17 protein-coding genes are annotated in these 19,270 nt (G+C 52.8%); 10 read left to right on the forward strand and 7 right to left on the reverse strand.

What is annotated here, in order from left to right:
• Positions 1 to 5: 5 nt before the first annotated feature.
• Both HMPREF3201_RS06085 and HMPREF3201_RS06090 read left to right on the forward strand, forming a co-directional pair.
• Entirely contained in the window at positions 6 to 2,372 is a 2,367-nt protein-coding gene (locus HMPREF3201_RS06085) for an endonuclease MutS2 (protein WP_062412215.1), read from the forward strand.
• A gap of 191 nt (positions 2,373 to 2,563) precedes the next feature.
• A complete protein-coding gene (locus tag HMPREF3201_RS06090) occupies positions 2,564 to 3,205 on the forward strand; it encodes an NAD(P)-dependent oxidoreductase (RefSeq protein WP_227163175.1) in 642 nt (213 codons plus the stop codon).
• Between the two features lie 58 nt (positions 3,206 to 3,263).
• Here the strand turns inward: HMPREF3201_RS06090 and HMPREF3201_RS06095 are convergent, their stop codons facing one another.
• Positions 3,264 to 3,848 carry a flavodoxin family protein gene (locus HMPREF3201_RS06095; protein ID WP_062412216.1) on the reverse strand — a complete coding sequence of 195 codons (585 nt, stop codon included), beginning with the start codon at positions 3,846 to 3,848 and terminating at the stop codon, positions 3,264 to 3,266.
• A gap of 321 nt (positions 3,849 to 4,169) precedes the next feature.
• Between HMPREF3201_RS06095 and HMPREF3201_RS06100 the strand changes: the two genes are divergently transcribed.
• The gene (locus HMPREF3201_RS06100; RefSeq protein ID WP_062412217.1) at positions 4,170 to 4,958 is read left to right on the forward strand and encodes an enoyl-CoA hydratase/isomerase family protein; all 789 of its coding nucleotides are present in this window, start codon (positions 4,170 to 4,172) and stop codon (positions 4,956 to 4,958) included.
• 47 nt (positions 4,959 to 5,005) lie between these two features.
• On the opposite strand, the gene HMPREF3201_RS06105 is transcribed toward HMPREF3201_RS06100, so the two are convergent.
• Positions 5,006 to 6,403, reverse strand: a complete 1,398-nt coding sequence (locus HMPREF3201_RS06105) for an aminotransferase-like domain-containing protein (RefSeq protein WP_062412218.1) — start codon at positions 6,401 to 6,403, stop codon at positions 5,006 to 5,008.
• 107 nt (positions 6,404 to 6,510) lie between these two features.
• On the opposite strand from HMPREF3201_RS06105, the gene HMPREF3201_RS06110 reads away from it, so the two are divergent.
• On the forward strand, positions 6,511 to 7,002 hold the full coding sequence (locus HMPREF3201_RS06110) for a YbaK/EbsC family protein (protein WP_062412219.1): 492 nt from the start codon (positions 6,511 to 6,513) through the stop codon (positions 7,000 to 7,002).
• A gap of 89 nt (positions 7,003 to 7,091) precedes the next feature.
• Here the strand turns inward: HMPREF3201_RS06110 and HMPREF3201_RS06115 are convergent, their stop codons facing one another.
• Entirely contained in the window at positions 7,092 to 7,814 is a 723-nt protein-coding gene (locus HMPREF3201_RS06115; protein WP_062412220.1) for an NAD-dependent protein deacylase, read from the reverse strand.
• Positions 7,815 to 7,832: 18 nt separating this feature from the next.
• On the reverse strand, positions 7,833 to 8,324 hold the full coding sequence (locus HMPREF3201_RS06120) for an HD domain-containing protein (protein ID WP_062412221.1): 492 nt from the start codon (positions 8,322 to 8,324) through the stop codon (positions 7,833 to 7,835).
• A gap of 169 nt (positions 8,325 to 8,493) precedes the next feature.
• On the opposite strand from HMPREF3201_RS06120, the gene HMPREF3201_RS06125 reads away from it, so the two are divergent.
• The 3 genes from HMPREF3201_RS06125 to sstT all read left to right on the forward strand — a co-directional run bounded on the left by HMPREF3201_RS06125 (position 8,494) and on the right by sstT (position 14,431).
• The gene (locus tag HMPREF3201_RS06125) at positions 8,494 to 9,900 is read left to right on the forward strand and encodes an alanine/glycine:cation symporter family protein (RefSeq protein WP_062412222.1); all 1,407 of its coding nucleotides are present in this window, start codon (positions 8,494 to 8,496) and stop codon (positions 9,898 to 9,900) included.
• Positions 9,901 to 10,230: 330 nt separating this feature from the next.
• The gene (gene ileS / locus HMPREF3201_RS06130; RefSeq protein WP_062412223.1) at positions 10,231 to 13,026 is read left to right on the forward strand and encodes an isoleucine--tRNA ligase; all 2,796 of its coding nucleotides are present in this window, start codon (positions 10,231 to 10,233) and stop codon (positions 13,024 to 13,026) included.
• Between the two features lie 202 nt (positions 13,027 to 13,228).
• Positions 13,229 to 14,431, forward strand: coding sequence for a serine/threonine transporter SstT (gene sstT / locus HMPREF3201_RS06135; RefSeq protein WP_062412224.1), 1,203 nt, complete (start codon positions 13,229 to 13,231; stop codon positions 14,429 to 14,431).
• 82 nt (positions 14,432 to 14,513) lie between these two features.
• Here sstT and HMPREF3201_RS06140 read toward each other — a convergent pair whose 3' ends face one another.
• Positions 14,514 to 15,050 carry a flavin reductase family protein gene (locus HMPREF3201_RS06140; protein WP_062412225.1) on the reverse strand — a complete coding sequence of 179 codons (537 nt, stop codon included), beginning with the start codon at positions 15,048 to 15,050 and terminating at the stop codon, positions 14,514 to 14,516.
• 287 nt (positions 15,051 to 15,337) lie between these two features.
• Between HMPREF3201_RS06140 and HMPREF3201_RS06145 the strand changes: the two genes are divergently transcribed.
• The 3 genes from HMPREF3201_RS06145 (at position 15,338) to HMPREF3201_RS06155 (ending at position 17,405) form a co-directional block, all read left to right on the forward strand.
• A complete protein-coding gene (locus tag HMPREF3201_RS06145) occupies positions 15,338 to 15,760 on the forward strand; it encodes a MarR family winged helix-turn-helix transcriptional regulator (RefSeq protein ID WP_062412226.1) in 423 nt (140 codons plus the stop codon).
• Between the two features lie 90 nt (positions 15,761 to 15,850).
• Positions 15,851 to 16,249 (forward strand): PaaI family thioesterase, encoded by a 399-nt coding sequence (locus HMPREF3201_RS06150; protein WP_062412227.1) that lies wholly within the window; start codon positions 15,851 to 15,853, stop codon positions 16,247 to 16,249.
• A gap of 55 nt (positions 16,250 to 16,304) precedes the next feature.
• Positions 16,305 to 17,405 (forward strand): oxidoreductase, encoded by a 1,101-nt coding sequence (locus HMPREF3201_RS06155; RefSeq protein WP_062412228.1) that lies wholly within the window; start codon positions 16,305 to 16,307, stop codon positions 17,403 to 17,405.
• A gap of 151 nt (positions 17,406 to 17,556) precedes the next feature.
• On the opposite strand, the gene HMPREF3201_RS06160 is transcribed toward HMPREF3201_RS06155, so the two are convergent.
• Together HMPREF3201_RS06160 and HMPREF3201_RS06165 are read right to left on the reverse strand one after the other, a co-directional pair.
• A complete protein-coding gene (locus tag HMPREF3201_RS06160; RefSeq protein ID WP_044504989.1) occupies positions 17,557 to 17,766 on the reverse strand; it encodes a DUF1858 domain-containing protein in 210 nt (69 codons plus the stop codon).
• 84 nt (positions 17,767 to 17,850) lie between these two features.
• A complete protein-coding gene (locus HMPREF3201_RS06165; protein ID WP_062412229.1) occupies positions 17,851 to 19,170 on the reverse strand; it encodes a purple acid phosphatase family protein in 1,320 nt (439 codons plus the stop codon).
• Positions 19,171 to 19,270 lie beyond the last annotated feature (100 nt).

Below are 19,270 nucleotides of genomic sequence, written 5' to 3' on the forward strand. Positions count from 1 at the left end.
AATAGATGAATAAACGAAGTATGAGAATTTTGGGATTTTACCAGGTTCAGCACATGTTGGTGCGCCTGGCGCCGTCCCGCTTGTCCAAGGAAATCGCCCGTCGCCTCAAACCGATGAGCGATGCCGAGGCCATCGACCGGCAGCTGACCGATACGGAAGAAGCCGTCCGCTGCACCCAGACCGAGACCAGTACTCCTTTTGGCGGCATCGTCGATATCCGGCCGGCCCTGGAAAAAGCCAAGCGGGAAGTCACCCTTGATTCTCATGAGTGTATCGATATATGGAACAACCTTCAGCATTATGGTGAAATCAGTTCCTTTTTTGCCGATCGGGCCGGGGAGTACCCCCATCTGGCCGAACAGGCCGGCGTCATCGGCGACTTTTCGCAGCTCTCCCATGCCTTTGCCACGGTCTTTGACAATAACCGCCAGATCCGCGACAATGCATCGCCCCAGCTGATGCGCCTTCGCAGCCGTATCGTAGAACTGGAACGGCAGACCAAGCGCTACGTCAATAACGTCCTGCAAAATAAAGAATATCAGAAATATTTCCAAGATGCCCTGGTCACGGTGCGCAACAACCGCTACGTCATTCCCATCAAGCAGGAATACCGCCACGCCTTTCCCGGCATCGTCCACGATACGTCAGCCAGCGGTTCGACCCTCTACATCGAACCCTTGGCCATCGTCAATGCCAATAATGACCTGCAGTCGGCCCGCATTGAAGAAACGCGGGAAATCGAACGCATTTTCCGCCGCCTGACGGCTAAGGTCCAACAGCAGTATACCGACCTCCACGACAGCACCCTGTGTGTCGGTCAGCTGGAATTTATCTTTGCCAAAGCCCAGCTCGCCCGGCAGATGAAGGCCTGCCGTCCCGGCGTATCCAAGACGCGGCAGATCAAGCTCATTCAGGCCCGTCATCCCCTCATCGATGCCAAGTACGTCGTGCCCAACACCATCGTCCTCGGCGGCGACTACCGGATCCTGCTCATTACCGGCTCCAACACCGGCGGCAAGACCGTATCCATGAAAACCCTGGGTCTCTTGGTCCTCATGCATCAGGCAGGCCTCTTCATTCCCGTCGAAGAATCGTCAGAACTGCCTGTCTTCCGCGACGTCTTTTCCGATATCGGCGACGAACAGGATATTTCTCAGAACCTGAGTACCTTTTCCAGCCACATGAAGCAGCTGGTCTATATCTTGAAGCACTGCGGTCCGGACGACCTTATCCTGGCCGACGAACTGGGCTCCGGGACCGACCCGGCAGAAGGCAGCGCCATTGCCATTGCCATTTTGGACTCCCTCTATCAGAAGGAATCCTACGTCATGGTCACGACCCATTACAACGATTTAAAAAATTACGCCTACAATACGCCGGGCATTGAAAACGGCCACGTCGAATTCGATATGGAAACGCTGAAGCCGACGTATAAGCTGCGCATCGGTTCGGCCGGCAGTTCCCACGCCTTCAGCATCAGTGAACGCCTGGGCATGCCGAAGACTGTCCTCGAAAAGGCCAAGGAACTGCGCAGCAAGGCCCAGGACATGGATATGGAAAAGGTCCTGACCCAGCTCAATGCCCAGGCCAAGAAGCTGGACGAAGAACAGGCAGAACTGGCCTATCGCCTGAAAGAGGCACGGAAACTGGAAGACGACCTGCGCCGGGAAAAAGACAAGGTCACGTCCAAGCGGCAGGACATCATCGATGCCAGCCGCCGCGATGCCGTCGACCTCAAGCGCAGCCTTCGCGTCGAAGCTGAAAAGATCATCCGCGAACTCAAGGCCCAGACCAAGGAAGATACGACGGACCGCGAAAAGGCACGGGCTATCGAACAAGCCCGACGGGCCATCCAGCAGATTTCCCTGCCCGAAGCGGAAAAGCCGCACCGCGATCCCATTGACCGCAGCCAGTTAAAAGTTGGCCAGCAAGTCTTCGTCAATACCTTGGGCAGCATCGGCACCGTCGAAGAAATGGGCAGCAAACAGCTGACCGTGTCCCTGCGGGGCATGACGGTCCGCGTCAAATTCAGCGACGTCAGCGCACCGTACCTTGACGAATTGAAGAAAGAAAAACAGGCGGAAAAGAAGGCCGCTGCCAGCTCTTCCTATCGGCCTATCCGCTCGTCTCGCGTGGCGACGGAACTCAACATCATCGGCAAGACCTTCAGCGAAGCCCTGCCCGATGTCGAACGCTTCCTCGACCAGGCCCTGGCCGCCGGTTTCAGTCCGGTAAAGATCATCCACGGCAAGGGAAGCGGGGCCCTGCGCCGCCAGATCCACTCCTTTTTGGACGACCAGCCCTTTGTCAAAAAGTATCAACTCGACGACGTCGACGGCGGCGGTGCCGGCGTTACCTTAGTTTATTTTTAATTACGATCTCCTTCCTCTCGATGAGTATTTTCATCGAGGGGAGGGAGCTTTTTTATAAAACGAATTGACAAGGATAATGTAATATGATATATTACATCTAGAATAAATGTAACTAAAGATATTACAACTAACGACGGATCATCGCCGAGGTTTATGATGGAATAAGGTATTACAAACAGAAGGAGTGTTGTATGATGACGAAAAAAATCGCGGTCTTAGCAGCTAGTGGAAAAGTATCTCGCAAGGTGATTACGGAAGCGGTTAAACGAGGCTTTGACGTAACGGCTTTTGCCCGGAAACCGGAAAACATGACCGATGCCCAGCATTACGTCCAGAAAGATATTGCCGACTTGACGGCCGATGACTTGAAAGGCTTCGATGCCGTCGTCAACGGTTTTGGCACCTGGTCGCCAGAAACGCTGCCCCAGCATTCGACGCTGACCGAACACCTGTGCAGCATCCTCAGCGGCAGCCCGGTCCGTCTGCTCATCGTCGGCGGTGCCGGATCCCTCTTTGTCGACAAAGAACACACGACGACTTTGATGGAAACGCCGGACTTCCCTGATGACTACAAACCCGTTGCCGGGGCCATGGGCCAGGCGTTGACCGGACTGCGCCGTCATGACGACGTCAACTGGACTTATGTCAGCCCGGCTGCTGATTTTCGTGCCGATGGCGAACGGACCGGAAAGTACATCCTGGCCGGTGAAGAATTTACCTTGAACGGCAAAGGCGAATCGATCATTTCCTATGCCGATTACGCCATCGCCATGGTCGATGAAATCGAAAAGGGGAACCACATCAAGCAGCGCATCAGCGTCGTCGAAGCATAAGGACTTCCATAGAAAAAGCTTCCATGATTTTTCATGGAAGCTTTTTTTGCGTCTGCGCTTATGCTTCGGCCGTCTCTGTGATTTCGCGGGCAAAGGCTCTGGCGTGGTCGGCTTTTTTGTCGTCCATAAAGACCGTCTTATAGCCTAAATGGCGTTCGGCAAACATCGAAAGGTACTGGAGCTTCGAGTGTTTGCAGTAGCGCTTGATGCCTTCTTCAAAGAGGTCGGCTCCGTGTTCCGGTTTATAGCCGCAGGTCACAAACAGGGCCACCTTTTTGCCGGCCCAGAGGGACGGGCCGACTTCGTCGCCGTAATACTTGTTGAAGCCGTAGACGAAGCGGTCGAGGACGTTTTTCATCGGGCCCGGACAGTACCAGGAGTAGATGGGCGTGGCCAGGACGATGAGGTCGCTGGCGAAGACGGCGTCGGCAATGGGTTCGAGGTCATCGCGGCGGACGCAGGCAAAGTGCTGCCAATCCTTCTGACAGCCGCGGCAGGCGTAGCACGGATCTATTTGGTAGTCATAGAGCCAAAAGATTTGGTACTCGTGGCCGAGGTTTTTCAATTCGTCGCAAAAGGGATCGAGACACTGCTTGGTGTTACCGTTCTTTCGGGGACTGCTCATGAGAATGGTGATTTTCATCGGAATTTACCTCCTAAAGATGGTTTTGCTTTTGGAAAAGGCCCGAACCTTTAGGGGCGGCGGTGCCTTTTGTGCCGTAAATATAGTTTGATTTTATCCTATCATGGAAGATGCCTATAATCAATTGAAATATTGTATGGATTATAAAGTCGTGTCGATATGCCGGTTTTTCATAATACATACAATTATCTCATTGAATATATGCTTGGGCTATGCTACTATCGACGTATAACATGGACATACGTCTATCTGCCGGTGAAGGGGACGTCGCGCCGGTATTTGCTGAACCGTTATTTTTTCGTGAGACGGGAGGAATAGAATATGGCGTACACAAAAGCTGGTTTTACCGTTAAAAACGGCGTAGCTACGATTGAAATGAATGCTCCGGACACGCTCAATCCCTTGGATTTGAAGATGGCTCAAGACTTGTCCAAGGCCTTTGAAACCTGTGAGCAGCATGAAGATGTCAAGGTCATCGTCCTGACCGGGGCTGGCCGCGTCTTTTCCGGCGGCGGGGATATCCGCTACATGATGGATGAAGTCGAGGCCGGAAACTTTGATATCGGGCCCCTGGTACGGACGCTGACGGCTTTGACCCAGCGTCTGCGCCAATACAGTAAGCCCGTCCTCTGTGCCGTCCAAGGAGCGGCTGCCGGAGGAGGCTGTAATTTGGCCTTAGCCTGCGACATGATTTATGCCGAAGAAAAGGCGCAGTTCATGCAGGCCTTCGTCAATATCGGCCTGACGCCTGATACGGGCGGCGCTTATATCCTGCCGCGCCTCATCGGCAGGACCCGGGCTTTTGAACTGTTTGCAACGGGCCGGCCCCTTTCGGCACCAGAGATGTATGATCTCGGCCTCATTACCAAGGTGACGAAGAATGGAGAGGTTCTTGAAGAAACGATGAAGATGGCCGAAAAGCTGGCTGCCGGGCCGAGTCTCGTCTATAAGGGGATTAAAGAATTGTTGTGGCAGAGCTCTTTTCCGGATTTTGATGCCTTTATGATGGCCGAAGCGGCGATTCAAGTCCGTTCGACGAAGTCTGACGATTTTGTCGAAGGAATCCGGGCTTTCCTCGAAAAGCGGCCGGCTCGCTTCAAAGGAAAATAACCGCATGAATGGTTGAAGGAACGTTGGGGTGCCCGAGAAATACCCTGTTATACCTGCGCATACTGCCGGAGGATTTCCAGGCCGCGGGACAAGGTTTCTTCCGTATCGACCGTCGACAGGGCGATGCGAAGGTAGCGGGCGTCTTCATGGTGACCGCTGAGAAAGCGGTCGGAATGGTAGACCCGGATGCCGTGGGTCAAAAGTTCTTGTTCGATCTCCGCTCCCCGTCGTGTATCGGCAATGGGCAGCCAGCGGAAAAAGCTGTAGGGATGGCCGCAGTTGCCACCGTTTGGAAAATAACGGTCGAACAGGGCCTGGCGTTTCTTCGCTAAGAGGCGTTTCTTTTCGACGATTTCCCGGGCCTTCCCGGAGGCGATGACGGCGGAAATGATTTCGGCATCGACGGACGACGTCTTGACGTTGATGTTGTATAAAGCTTTTAATAAGTTTTCGCGAAAGGGTTCGCCAAATACCATATAGGTCACGCGCAGACCTGAGCAGATCGACTTTGACGTCCCGCAGAGGTAGACGGTCTGGTCCGGTACCAAACGGTATAAAGGTCCTTGGTAATCAGGGAGCAGGCCAGCCGTCAAAAAAGCCATAATATCGTCTTCAATCAGGATAAGGCCATGGTCTCGGATAATCCGGGCCAAGGCCTTTTTTCGCCTGTCGGTCATGGTGACCGTCGTCGGATTGTTGCACGACGGGACTAAGAAGAGGCCCCGGATCGGATTTTGGCGGCACTGGAATTCCAGGGCCTCGGGCGACATGCCCTCGGCGTCGCCGCGGATGGGGACCAGGCGCAGGCGGTACATTTTGGCCAGTTCAATGAAGTTGGCATAGGCATAGGTATCGACGGCGATGCGGTCGCCCGGTGAAAAGAGGGCCAGCAAGGCCAGGGCCAGGCCGTTCTGGGTGCCGGAAACGATGGCCATGTGATTGGCATCGGTATGGACGCCCAAGGATTCGAGCCAGCGCAGGCCCATGTCCTTGTGCCGGGGAAGTCCGGTCGGAAAGTCGTAAGTCGCCAGGGAGGAGAAATTCTGCTGGGCCAAGGCCTTTTTGGCCGTCGCCGTCAACAGTTCATTGCAGCTTTCAAAGGAACTGACGAAGCCTAAGTCGATGAGGGGCGCTGAGCCTAAATTTGCTGCCAGGGTGACCTCATTGGCTTCGCTGGCCGACACGAAGGTGCCGCTGCCGGTGACGGCATAGATGAGGCCCTTCAGTTCGCAGATTTTATAAGCCCGGGTAACGGTCGTAAAGTGGATATCGAGGAAGTTGGCCAGTTCCCGCTGAGGCGGCAGCTTGGTTCCGGCCGGAAGGGCCCCGCTGGCGATATCGTCTTCGAGCGCTTTGGCCAGAGACTGGTAGACCGGACGGGTGAGCCGCTCTCTTTCCGGTTTCCAGGTCAGTAAGTATTCATAATCATAGTGAAAGGTTGCCATAGAAATCCCTCTTTTTTATAATGCATACAATAAAATTGTTGAATGTATGTATAACTGGTGCTATCATCATATCAGTGAAAGGGATAAAACACAAGGGGGAATTCAATATGACAGCAGATAAGGTTCGTTTATTTTTTGCAGGGAAGGGGCTTGCCGATCGGATCACCGTCCGCGATAAAGTCAGCGATACGGCGGAACATTCGGCAGCCGTCATCGGTTGTGACATCGGGCAGATTGCCAAGACACTGTCCTTTTTACAGGACGGAAAAGTCGTCATCATCCTCATGTCCGGCGAAGCCAAGGTCGATAATAAGAAGTATCAGCATCAATTCGGCATGAAGTCCAAGATGGTGCCCTTTGCCCAGGTTGAAGACGTCACCGGTTACGCGCCGGGCGCCGTTTCGCCGTATCTCTTAAAGGCGGGGACCGAGGTCTACCTCGACGTGTCGCTTCAGCGTTATCAGGTCCTGTACACGGCTGCCGGCAGCCTCAACAGCACCGTACGCCTCACCATGGATGAACTCCTCGACTGTACGAACGCCAAGGGTTTTGTCGACGTTTGCAAAAACTGGCAGCCTGCGGCTATAGCAGCTTCCTAACTTTTAATCTTTATATACAGCACACAGCCCCGACAGGTTTAATCAGGAAACCTGTCGGGGCTGTTTCGTTTGCGTGAAAGATGATTCGATCAGAGTTCAATGTGGCTGAAGACGTCGCCGATGGCATCGTGGAGGACCAGGTCTGCCGCGCTGTCCATATCGGTCGTCGACTTATTGATGAGGACCAGTTTTTTGCCGCGGTAGTAGCGGACCAGGCCGGCGGCGGGGTAGACGACGAGGCTCGTGCCGCCGATGATCAGCATGTCGGCCTGGCTGATGTAGTGCAGGGACTGTTCGATGACGTCGTTGTCGAGGCCTTCTTCGTAGAGGACGACGTCAGGCTTTATCGTGCCGCCGCAGGCGTCGCACTTGGGAACGCCGGTGGAATCTTTCATATATTGGGCGTCGAAGAATTTATGGCAGTGCATGCAGAAGTTGCGGTGGACACTGCCGTGGAGTTCGAGGACGTTCTGGCTGCCGGCTTTTTGGTGGAGGCCGTCGATATTCTGGGTGACGATGGCTTTTAATTTCCCGGCCTTTTCGAGTTCGGCCAGTTTGAGGTGGGCCATGTTGGGTTTGGCGTCGAGGGCCAGCATCTTGTCGCGGTAGAAGCGGTAGAATTCTTCCGGTTGTTCTTTAAAGAAGGTGTGGCTCAGGATCGTTTCCGGCGGATACTTATAGTGCTGGTTATAGAGGCCGTCGGTACTGCGAAAATCGGGGATGCCGCTTTCGGTGGAAACGCCGGCGCCGCCGAAAAAGACGATATTGTCCGAATGTTTGACCATGTCGACGAATGTTTCAATTGCTGTCATAGAAAAAAACTCCCTTCGTTACACGCCATAAGTCTGTTTCAATAAGTCGAGTCCCGCCGGAGTGCGGAACACTTTTTCTTTAAAAGTCCGAATGGCTTCGGGCTTTAGTTGATCTTCATAGGCATTGACTAAGAAGTCGGCTTCCAGGAGGATCTGGTAATCGGCGCCGTCGACACCGCGGTAGGTGTGGTGGTGGGCGATGAGGAAGCAGACCCTGTCGATGAGCTTTTCATCAGCTCCCAGTTCTTCCAGGATAGCCCGCGCCGGTGCCGGCCCTTCGAGCTCTTGAAAATGGCCGGATGACGAGCCGTATTTTTCTTCGGCCGGATGAATGCCGATGTCGTGGAGGACGGCAGCCGTTTGGAGGACTGTTTGTTGGTCTTTGGAGAGACCTTCTAGCCGGCCGATGGTATCGGCATAGGCATAGACTTTAAGGAAATGGTGGATACGTCTGGCGTCGCCCTTATCGTAGGCGATAGCCTTTTGGATGACCTGCTCGATGGATATCATAAAAACGCCTGCCTTTCTACCGCCATTATACTACACAATGAATGAATATAAAAATATCCTGTGCTAATTTGTCAAAAACCATTGACAAAGTGTCCATTTATATCTTATGATTTTTTATAGGAATTGTTACATTTATTTATCATTTTTTACTATGGTTAGGAGTGGTTTTATGGTCATGGACGTCCTGAATTACCTTGACGATGTCCTTTATTATCCGATTTTAATGGTCATCCTCGTCGCAGCCGGCCTCGTTTTCTCCTGGAAAACACGGCTCATCCAGCTTCGCATGTTCGTTGAAAGTATTCGCGTCGTCATGGAAAAACCGACGAAAGACGGAAACGTATCGTCTTTCCAGGCCCTCATGGTTTCGACGGCATCCCGCGTCGGTACGGGCAACATCATCGGCGTATCGACGGCAATCTGCCTCGGCGGTCCGGGTTCGGTATTTTGGATGTGGATCATCGCCATCATCGGCGGTGCTACGGCCTTCATCGAAAGTACCCTGGCTCAGGTTTACAAACGCCGCAACGCCTTAGGCCACAGCTACGGCGGCCCGGCTTACTACATTGAAACGGCCATGCACAATCGGGGTCTGGGCGTCCTCTTTGCCTTATCCTTGATCCTTACCTATGCCGGCGGCTTCAATCTCCTCTGTTCGTTTAACATGCAGTCGACCTTCCTGGTTTACGACTTCTATGATCCTACGATGACGCCGTGGATCCTCGGCGCTGTCTTTGCAGCCCTCGTCGGCTACTGCCTCATCGGCGGCGGCCAGCGCATCATCAAAGTCACGTCGATCATGGTTCCGGTCATGGGCGCCATTTACATCCTGGCAGCCTTGGTCGTCGTCGTGGCCCACATTTCCAGCCTGCCTCAGGTATTTACCATGATCTTCGCCGATGCCTTTGACTTTGAAGCTATCTTCGGCGGTGTTTCCGGTTCCTGCCTCATTTACGGTATCAAACGCGGCCTCTACTCGAACGAAGCCGGTATCGGTTCGGCTCCGAATGCGGCAGCTGCTGCTGACGTCAGCCATCCTGTCAAACAGGGGTTGGTCCAGATGCTGTCGGTCTTCATCGATACCCTCTTAGTCTGCAGTGCTACGGCTTTCATGGGCCTCTTCTCGGGCGTTCCCATCACCAAAGAAGCTGCCGGTGCCGCTTACGTACAGGGCGCCGCTTCAGCCGTCTTCGGCGGTTTCGGACCGCTCCTCATCACGGTCTGCATGCTCCTCTTCGGGTTCTCGACGCTCATCGGCAACTTATACTACGTCGACAACTGTATCCGCTTCATCCATAAAGGGGCTCCGTCTCAGAGCTTCGTCCATACCTTCCGCATCGTCTGCATCGCCGTTGTCTTCATCGGCGCCGGCATGTCCATGGCTGCCGTTTGGGCTATTGCCGACATCCTGATGGCCATCATGTGCTTCATCAACATTCCGGCCTGCTTTATCCTCAGTAAAGTCGCCGTCAATGCCATGAAAGACTACCAGCAGCAGCGTGATGCCGGACAGATTCCGGTCTTTAAGGCGGCCTCGATCGGTATTGACGAAAGTACTGTACAGTATTGGAAATAAATCCTCTTGACAAATAGGGGGAGAGACCTTACAATACGCTTATATACAATGAAAATTGTATTAAATAATTAAGTGTAAAAGCTATGAACAAGACGGCCAGTATGGCGCAGCTTTTTTAGCGAACCGGGGATGGTGAGAGCCCGGCAAAGGCTGTATACTGGCGGATCACTTGGGAGCTGCAGCTGCGAACCAGCTGCCGGGCCGCGTCGTTATTGCGCGTCAAAGTGGCTGCATGAGCAGTCAATAGGGTGGTACCACGGTGATTACGTCTTCGTCCCTTTTTGGGGCGGAGACGTTATTTTTTTTCACACAGACAGAGGAGGAAGCATCATGGATTACGGTAAGACTTTACATCTGCCTCAGACGGAATTCCCCATGCGCGGCAATCTGCCGAAACGGGAACCGGACTTTTTGAAATTCTGGCAGGATCATGACATTTATAAAAAACGCTTGCAGAAACGGGACGGAGCGCCTAAGTTCATTCTGCACGACGGCCCTCCCTATGCCAATGGCAAGATCCATATCGGCCATGCTTTAAACAAAGTATTAAAAGACATTATCCTGAAATATAAGACCCAGCAGGGCTGCTATACGAAATACGTTCCCGGCTGGGATACCCACGGCCTTCCGATTGAACACGCCGTCATCAAAGATACGGGCCTCAATCGCCATGAAATGACGCCCCTCGACTTGCGAGCCAAATGCCGCGACTACGCCTTAGCCCGCGTCGAAGAACAGAAGAAGGACTTCATCCGCCTCGGCGTCCTCGGCAACTGGGAAGATCCCTACCTGACCCTTCGCAAACACGTCGAAGTCGCACAGATCGGCGTCTTTGGCGAAATGGCCAAGAAAGGCTATATCTACAAAGGCCTGAAAACGGTTTACTGGTGCCCGCACTGCGAAACGGCACTGGCTGAAGCCGAAATCGAATATAACGACGATAAATCGTTCTCCATCTACGTCAAATTCAAATCCGTCGACGTCAGCGGCCACATGCCGAAAGATGCCGATCCGGAAAAGGTATTTGCCCTGATCTGGACGACGACGCCCTGGACCATTCCTTGTAACCAGGCAATCAGCGCCAACGAAAATCTGGAATACGTCTGGGTTCGCGTCGGCGATGAATATCTCCTGATGGCCAAGGAATTGGTCGACGTCACCATGCAGGCCGGGAAAGTAACGGACTACGAAGTCCTGCCCGACGTCATGACCGGCAAGCAGCTCGAAGGCATGGTCTTCCTGCATCCCTTCTACGACCGCAAGGTTCCCATCATTCTCGGCGACCACGTCACCCTCGAAGCCGGCACGGGCCTCGTTCACACGGCTCCTGACCACGGCCAGGATGACTTTGACGTCTGCATGAAGTATGAAGCCTGGGGCCTCAAACCGATGGGCACTGTCGACGGTTCCGGCCGTTATACCGATAAGGTTCCCGGCTTTGAAGGCCAGTTCGTCTTCGATGCCAACGTACCGGTCATCAAGAAATTGGCTGAACAGAGTGCTCTCTTTGCCAAAAACACCTTCCGCCATCAGTATCCGCACTGCTGGCGCTGCAAGAACCCGATCATCTATCGGGCGACGGAACAGTGGTTTGCTTCTGTCGACGGCTTCCGTCAGAAAGCCCTCGAAGCCATCGATACGGTCAAATGGATTCCGTCCTGGGGCCATGACCGCATCTACAATATGATCCACGACCGCGGCGACTGGTGCATCTCCCGTCAGCGTGTCTGGGGTGTTCCGATCCCGATCTTCTACTGCGAAGACTGCGGCGAACACATCATCAACGATGACACCATCGGCCACTTGCAGAAGATGTTTGCCAAAGACGGTTCCGACGCCTGGTGGATGTACGACGTCAAGGAATTGATGCCTGAAGGCTATAAATGCCCGCACTGCGGCGGCACCCATTTCCGCAAGGAAAGCGACATCATGGACGTTTGGTTCGACAGCGGCAGCACCCATCAGGGCGTCCTGAAGCACGATCCCGATCTCGATTATCCCTGCGAAATGTACCTCGAAGGCTCGGACCAGCATCGCGGCTGGTTCAACAGCTCGCTCTTAACGTCCGTGGCCGTCAACGGCTACGCTCCGTATAAATCGGTCCTGACCCACGGCTTTACCGTCGACGGCGAAGGCCGCAAGATGAGTAAATCCGTCGGCAACACCGTAGCTCCCCAGGAAGTCATCGAAAAATACGGTGCCGATGTCCTCCGCCTGTGGGTTTCGTCGGCTGACTACCAGGGCGATATCCGCCTGTCGCCGAAGATCTTGAAACAGCTCTCCGACGTCTACCGCAAGATCCGCAATACCTTCCGCTATCTCTTGGGCAACCTGGCCGACTTCGACCCGTCGAAAGATGCTGTTTCCTACCAGGATATGACCGAACTCGATAAATGGGCACTCCTCCGTTTGGAACAGGTCTTCGAAGAAGTCACCGACGCCTATGAAAACTATCAGTTCCACGTCATGTACCACGCCATCCACAACTTCTGCACCGTCGATCTGAGTGCCATGTACCTCGACGTCATCAAAGACCGCCTGTACACGGAAAAGACCGATGCTCCGATTCGCCGCAGCGCCCAGACGGCGATGTACATCATCTTGGATACGCTGGTCAAGATCGTATCTCCGGTCCTGTCCTTTACGGCAGAAGAAGTATGGCAGAATATGCCGGCCGTCGATGGGAAAGAAGAAAGCGTCCTCCTCACGGATTGGCCGAAAGCCCATAAAGAATACCTGAATGCCGACCTCGACGCTCGTTGGGACCATTTCCTGTCCTACCGCCGCGACCTGACCCGTATCCTCGAAGGCGCCCGTCAGGAACACAAGATCGGCCACGCCCTCGACGCTGCCGTCACCATCTATGCCGATGGGGAAGACTACGATTTCCTCAGCTCTTGGCAGGATCAGCTGGCAACCTTGCTCATCGTCAGCGAAGCTAAACTGGTCAAAGGCGAAGCTCCGGCCGATGCCGTTGCCGGTGAAGACCACAGCGATATGAAGGTCGTCGTAGAACCGTCGAATGCCGAAAAATGCGAACGCTGCTGGATGCACACCGATACCGTCGGTTCCGATGCCAGCCATCCGACACTCTGCGCTCGCTGCGCCGGTGTCTTGAGCGAATAATTTTTCACACCATAAAGCTTTAGTCCGCGGGACTATCGCAAATTTACTTATCATGAATAGCCTGTGTCTGTCTCTGACAGCATAGGCTATTCATTTTTTTTGTATTGAAATTTTGTAGATTTTATTCTATAATGAAGTAAGTGTTCTGTTATAATGTACATTTGTGTTTTTGGAACGATATGTTCTATGGGAGGTTTTTGGTATGCATAGTTTATGGAGTGCCCTGAATCGCATCAGCTTGATTAAGCAGATCATCGTCGGCTTGATCATCGGCATTGCCGTAGCCCTGGGTTTCCCTGCCGCCGCTCGCGAATTGTCCCTGTTAGGGGTTATCTTCGTCGGCGCCTTGAAGGGGATTGCTCCGGTCTTAGTCTTTGTATTAGTTGCTTCGGCCCTTAGCCGGAAACAAGAAAATCATGAGTCGAAAATTAAAGACGTCATCATCTTATATCTCATCGGCACCTTTTTAGCTGCCTTTTTCGCCGTCATGATCAGCTACGTTTTCCCGCTGACTCTCCAGCTCGACGTATCGGCTGCCGACAATAAGGCTCCGGAAGGCATTGCCGAAGTCCTTACGACGCTCCTGAAGAATATCGTCGATAATCCGGTCCACGCCTTGATGACCGGCAACTATATCGGTATCCTCGGCTGGGCCGTCCTCTTTGGTGTCGCCGTCCGCCGCGTGTCGGAATCGACCAAGGCCGTCCTCGACGACTGTGCCAATGCGGTCACGACCTGTGTCCAGTGGGTCATCCGCCTGGCTCCCCTCGGCATCATGGGCCTCGTTGCTGATTCCATTTCTTCTAACGGCATCGAAGCCATCGTCGGCTATGCTCAGCTTTTAGCCCTCCTCGTAGGGACGATGCTCATCTTTGCCTTCGTCGTCAATCCGATCATCGTCTATGCCAAGCTTAGAAGAAATCCCTATCCCCTGGTTTGGAAGTGTATTTCGACCAGCGGCGTGACGGCCTTCTTTACGCGCAGCTCGGCAGCGAACATCCCGGTCAACATGGCTCTGGCGAAAGAACTCGGCATCGACCCCGATACGTATACGGTCACCGTTCCCCTCGGGGCTACTATCAATATGTCCGGTGCGGCCATCACCATTTCCATCATGACCTTGGCGGCCGTTCATACCTTGGGTATCGCCGTTGACTTCCCGACGGCGCTCCTGCTCAGCGTCTTGTCGGCCATCGGCGCCTGCGGCGCATCGGGTGTTGCCGGCGGATCTCTGCTCCTGATCCCCATGGCCTGCAGCCTCTTCGGTATCTCCAACGACATTGCCATGCAGGTCGTCGGCGTCGGCTTCATCATCGGCGTCCTTCAGGACTCGACGGAAACAGCCCTCAACTCGTCGACGGATATCCTGTTTACGGCAGCGGCTGATTTTGCAAAACGTTCATAGAAAGCCATCCCAGGCTATTAAAAAGGCCCTCGGGCGTCGGACTCAGTCCGGCTCTCGAGGGCCTTTACCTTTCGGTAGTTATTTATTTGATGATATAAGCGGCGACGATTTCGGCGTAGTAAGCCGTGTGGCTGTCGCGGTTGGCACCGTGGAAGCTGCCGTCGACGTTCTGCGGGTAGAATTCGTCGTTAATGTCTTTGGGAATATCGGCTAATTCCTGGTCTTTTTGGAAGAGGACCCTGCATTCCAAGGTAAGGGGCAGTTCTTTGATGCCCGGTACGGAGATGACTTCGGGATCTTCCAGGGTAAGACCTATTTTTTCAATCTTGTCGCCGTCGTGGCCGCTGGTCGTGCCGGCCTTTCCCAGGATGGAGCGGTCGAAGGCGCCGACCGGGATGTTGACCGTAAATTCCGGGTTCTTAGCCAAATGTTCATGGGTGAAGCGGTTCTGGCGGATATAGATCGTGAAAATGGTCTTGCCCCATTCGACGCCGAGGGTTCCCCAGCCGATGGTCATGGTATTGACACGGTCGCCGGCCTTGGTCGTCAACAAGACGCCCTTGGGCAGATTGGTTAAGATTTCCGGTGCTTTTTCAAACACGTTGATTTTTTCTTTCATGGCAATCTCTCCTTATATATATAAATAACTAAATATGTCTTTTCTTAGGATAGAAGTATGATACCATAGATCGATAAACTTAGGAAGTATGCACTTAAAAGTGCGATACTGTCTAAATGGGAAGCATTAAGAAAAATACTGGTTTCTTTGAAGTTGTCTGGCGTTATTTTTCATGAGATTTAAAATAGATTTTCGGTAGGGATTAGGCCTCCAGCGGCAGGGGATTGACAAGAAGGGGATTTTTGCTTTATGATGTATATACATCTAATGGGGAGGAGAATAGAAGCATGGGCAAGAGAATCGACAACACGGTCTGCCATTGTCTGAAAATGCGAAGAAGTGCCGAAAATGTAATTCATTTTTATGACACCATTCTTGCGCCTTCTGGGGTAACGGTACGGCAGTATTCTTTGCTCAATGCCATTGCCGAACATCGTGGCTGCAACGTTCGCGCGTTAGCGGAAATCACCCTGCTCGACCGATCTACGCTGGCAAGAAGCCTTAAGCCGCTTATCCAATCTGATTATATCACAGATAATAAAGCGGCAGGGACCAGAGACAGTGTGTTGGAACTGACCGAGAAAGGGGTGTCTGTCTGCCGGGAAGCGGCGGCTTTGTGGGAACAGGCACAGCGCAAGTTTGAAGAAAAATTGAGCGAAGAACAATTAGCAGCCTTAGAAGGGGCTTTGACACTACTGCAGGACTTATAATCTTTTTTTACCTTGTTTGATGTATATACAACATACATACCGATGAGAAAGGAGTGTCGAGATGAGGACTTACATGGGAGGTGTGATTGGATGACGATCGAAGAGGTTTTTAATCTTCAGCCAGGGGCTGGCGGATTGCATAATTTGCTGGATTTACATCGGGCTTTTTGGGATGAACAAGGCCTGTTTACGTTGGAGCTGCAGGTCACAGAGCAGCTGCTTAACCCTAAAGGGACCGTTCACGGCGGAACCTTATTTGCCTTATGTGACAGTGCTGTCGGTACCTACATTACCCTTCAAAATCAATGGGCGGTTACACTGGACAGTACCATCCATTTTTTCCGACCTGCCTTTTGCGGCGATACGCTGCTGGCCAAGGTGTTTGAACGAAAAAAGGGGCGCACGGTTTCGACCTTTTCTGTTGAAGTATATAATGACAAAGATAAGAGCATTGCTGACGCCAGTTTTACCATGTACTACACGAAGTAGGTATTATTTTTTTGTTATTTTTGATGTATATACAACATAAATAGGAGGAATTTCTATGGCAACGATGATGTACACACCTTTTTATTTGGGGAAAAAGCAAATCTCGAATCGTCTGGTGGCCAGTGCCATGTTTGAGTATGGCGCCGACAAGGGGAAAATTACCGAAAAAATCAAAGGACGCTATGTTGAACTCGCCGACGGCGGAAGCGGTTTAATCATTACGGGAATGCACGCTGTCAGCGCATCGGCTGCCGTCGCTCCGGTGATGGTCAATACCCGCTGCGATGGGTATGTCGAAGACCTGGCTGAGATTGCGCAAGCTGTCCATGGACGGGGCGGAACGATTTTGGTGCAGTTGCAGCACTGCGGAGATAAAACGTATTCCGGTGAAGGCTATGATCGATTGGCTGTATGCGATAAAAAAGTATCCGACGGCAGAACATATCACCAAGCGACAAAAGAAGAAATTCAAACAGTGGCTGCCGATTTTGCGGCTTCTGCCCTGCGGTGTAAACAAGCCGGTGTCGACGGAATCCAGATTCACGGCGCCCATGGCTTTTTAATCAATACTTTTCTTTCGCCATCGACGAATCATCGGACGGATGAATATGGCGGCTGCATTGAAAACCGGGCTCGGATTTTGTTTGAAGTGTATAATGCCATTCGACAGGCCGTCGGAAGTGACTTTATTGTCGGGGTGAAATTTCCCTTCAACGATTTGAATGAGCATTCCATTCGGGAAGAAGAATCCCTTTTTGTGTGCCAAGAACTTGAGCGCCAAGGCATCGATTTTATCGAAGTATCTTCGGGGATGGTCATGGACAATTCTGAGGCCTCCTTTACTCCTGTTGTCGGTAGGGATAACGAGGCGCCCTTCTTAAAATATGCAGCCCTTCTTGCTGACCGCGTAACGGTCCCGGTTATCAGCGTCTGCGGCTATCGGACGCCTGACGTGGTAGAGCGCACCTTGAGTGAAACCAAGGTGTCTGCCGTGTCCTTGGGGCGGCCTCTGGTGAGGGAACCGGACCTTCCCAATCGCTGGAAACGGGACAGACGTCCGGCTGCGTGCATATCCTGCAATCGCTGCTGTAACTCTTTTGGTGACGGCATTATTACCTGTCAAATTAAAAAGCAGATGGCCGCTGGAGCTCGTTAACCATATACAATGAGCAAGGCCTGTTAAAAAGATAACAGAAACGCCGGAAGCCCGTATAAACCTAGTGTTCATACGGGCTTCCGGCGTTTTCTAAGCTCTCAGTCGATAGTTTTCGATTGGCTGTGAGAGCCAGAAGGTTGCTGTTTTTATCTTATTTACCGCTTTCTGCGATGCAGTCGTTGATGTCGGCAATGAGGGCATCGACGTCGATGCCGTGAGCACCGGCACCCTGACCGATAGTTTCAAAATGAGCAGCCATGCAGCCGACGCAGCCAAGGCCGTACTGCTGGAAGATTTCGATGATCTGCGGGTGTTTCTGAACGGCTTCAATAATACCCGTATCTTTGGTAATCTGTGCCATAGTATATTTCCTCCTTCTTGGTTAAATACAACCCGGATGGTTTTGAAGGAACGTCCGGATTGAATCTATTATATCACACTTTTTTTATTTGTGTGAAGAAATGCTTCGTTCCTCTAATAATTGACCGTCGGGCAGGAAACTACGGAAGGTCAGGATGTCTGCCGTTGCTTCCAAGGTCATGTAGTTATCTGTTTCCGGCTGAGGTGCGACGTATTCATCGAGGCTGTGCTGCTTCCACAGGCTAGGATAGCGGACGTTGCCGGCGACGCCGGTGATGATGTACAAGGGGCCGCTTTCATCGCGCTGGAAGTTCTTGATATGGCCGCGGTCGCGGTAGGTGTGGAGATGGGCCGACAAGACGGCATCGACGCCGTACTGGTCAAATAAGGGCATCCACAGCCGCCCTTCCGGAGAAAAGCCTTCTTCCCGCGGTTCCGGACGGTTGGCAAAGCCGTACTGCAAAGGATCCTTGTGCATCAAGACGATCTTCCATTTTTTCGTCGTCTTGGCCATGTCTTCTTTAAACCAGGCGACTTCATCGTCATTTAATGAGGGCTCGAAGTCGGCCAGTTCCTGGGCCTGGGTGTTGAGGACGACGAAGTGGATGTCACCGTAATCGAAGGAATAGAACTGGTTCTGGTATTTTTCCATGTCAATCGAGGGCAGGGCGAAGAGGTGGGTGTAGGCTTCGGGCATGCGCATCTTCCAATCCGTGTTGTACGTTTCGTGATTGCCCATGAGAGGCGCTACAGGGATGCGGGAGATCATGGGGGCCACGGCGTCGAACCAGGCGTTCCACTGATAATGAGACTGTCCGTTATCGACGAGGTCACCCATGTTGATGAAGAACTGGGCATCCTGATTGCGCTGCCAGGCGGCTTGAGCCATAGAAGACCAACCGCTGTAATCGCTGGATTGGGAATCGGGGAAGATGAGGGACTTGAAGCTGCTGCCTTCGGCCGTATGGAAGGACGTCCAGGAACTGCGTTTGTCGCCGTAACCGACGCGGTATTCATAAGCCGTGCCCGGTGCAAGGTCGGTAACTGTGGCCGTGTGGATATAGGTCGTCACGCCGTCATCGTTGAAGGCGTCGCTGGAAGCGGGTAGGGCCATGATCGTATCGTCATCGCCGGTCTTGCGGTATTCCACGACGGGATTGTCTTCGGCGTAATCCGACTGCCACATAAAGGTCCGCGACGTCGTGCTGTCAGCCGTAATGACTTGGCGGATGTTCGAGGCATCGACGGATTCCGTCGGCAGGTAGTGGGCGGCAGCGGCTTTGGTGGCTCGAAGGCCCTGCTTAGCGACGGCCTTGGTGCCCGGCAGCCAGAGATAGGCGGCGACGGCGGCGACAGCCAGGACGGCTACGATGGGGATGATTAGTTTTTTTCGGGTGAATTTCATGTATTCCTCCTGTTCAAGGATCGCGTAATTAGAGTTATTTTCAATATTGTAGCTATTATAGACGATGGAGCCAACTCCAAGTCAAGAAAAACTTGACAAG

The organism is Megasphaera sp. MJR8396C, from assembly GCF_001546855.1.
Taxonomy (GTDB): domain Bacteria; phylum Bacillota; class Negativicutes; order Veillonellales; family Megasphaeraceae; genus Megasphaera.

What these genes read in the sequence shown, in the direction of transcription:
- HMPREF3201_RS06085 (WP_062412215.1), top strand. Translation starts at nt 6, where the DNA reads ATGAATAAACGAAGTATGAGAATTTTGGGATTTTACCAGGTTCAGCAC.
- HMPREF3201_RS06090 (WP_227163175.1), top strand. Translation starts at nt 2,564, where the DNA reads ATGATGACGAAAAAAATCGCGGTCTTAGCAGCTAGTGGAAAAGTATCT.
- HMPREF3201_RS06095 (WP_062412216.1), bottom strand. Translation starts at nt 3,848, where the DNA reads ATGAAAATCACCATTCTCATGAGCAGTCCCCGAAAGAACGGTAACACC.
- HMPREF3201_RS06100 (WP_062412217.1), top strand. Translation starts at nt 4,170, where the DNA reads ATGGCGTACACAAAAGCTGGTTTTACCGTTAAAAACGGCGTAGCTACG.
- HMPREF3201_RS06105 (WP_062412218.1), bottom strand. Translation starts at nt 6,403, where the DNA reads ATGGCAACCTTTCACTATGATTATGAATACTTACTGACCTGGAAACCG.
- HMPREF3201_RS06110 (WP_062412219.1), top strand. Translation starts at nt 6,511, where the DNA reads ATGACAGCAGATAAGGTTCGTTTATTTTTTGCAGGGAAGGGGCTTGCC.
- HMPREF3201_RS06115 (WP_062412220.1), bottom strand. Translation starts at nt 7,814, where the DNA reads ATGACAGCAATTGAAACATTCGTCGACATGGTCAAACATTCGGACAAT.
- HMPREF3201_RS06120 (WP_062412221.1), bottom strand. Translation starts at nt 8,324, where the DNA reads ATGATATCCATCGAGCAGGTCATCCAAAAGGCTATCGCCTACGATAAG.
- HMPREF3201_RS06125 (WP_062412222.1), top strand. Translation starts at nt 8,494, where the DNA reads ATGGTCATGGACGTCCTGAATTACCTTGACGATGTCCTTTATTATCCG.
- ileS (WP_062412223.1), top strand. Translation starts at nt 10,231, where the DNA reads ATGGATTACGGTAAGACTTTACATCTGCCTCAGACGGAATTCCCCATG.
- sstT (WP_062412224.1), top strand. Translation starts at nt 13,229, where the DNA reads ATGCATAGTTTATGGAGTGCCCTGAATCGCATCAGCTTGATTAAGCAG.
- HMPREF3201_RS06140 (WP_062412225.1), bottom strand. Translation starts at nt 15,050, where the DNA reads ATGAAAGAAAAAATCAACGTGTTTGAAAAAGCACCGGAAATCTTAACC.
- HMPREF3201_RS06145 (WP_062412226.1), top strand. Translation starts at nt 15,338, where the DNA reads ATGGGCAAGAGAATCGACAACACGGTCTGCCATTGTCTGAAAATGCGA.
- HMPREF3201_RS06150 (WP_062412227.1), top strand. Translation starts at nt 15,851, where the DNA reads ATGACGATCGAAGAGGTTTTTAATCTTCAGCCAGGGGCTGGCGGATTG.
- HMPREF3201_RS06155 (WP_062412228.1), top strand. Translation starts at nt 16,305, where the DNA reads ATGGCAACGATGATGTACACACCTTTTTATTTGGGGAAAAAGCAAATC.
- HMPREF3201_RS06160 (WP_044504989.1), bottom strand. Translation starts at nt 17,766, where the DNA reads ATGGCACAGATTACCAAAGATACGGGTATTATTGAAGCCGTTCAGAAA.
- HMPREF3201_RS06165 (WP_062412229.1), bottom strand. Translation starts at nt 19,170, where the DNA reads ATGAAATTCACCCGAAAAAAACTAATCATCCCCATCGTAGCCGTCCTG.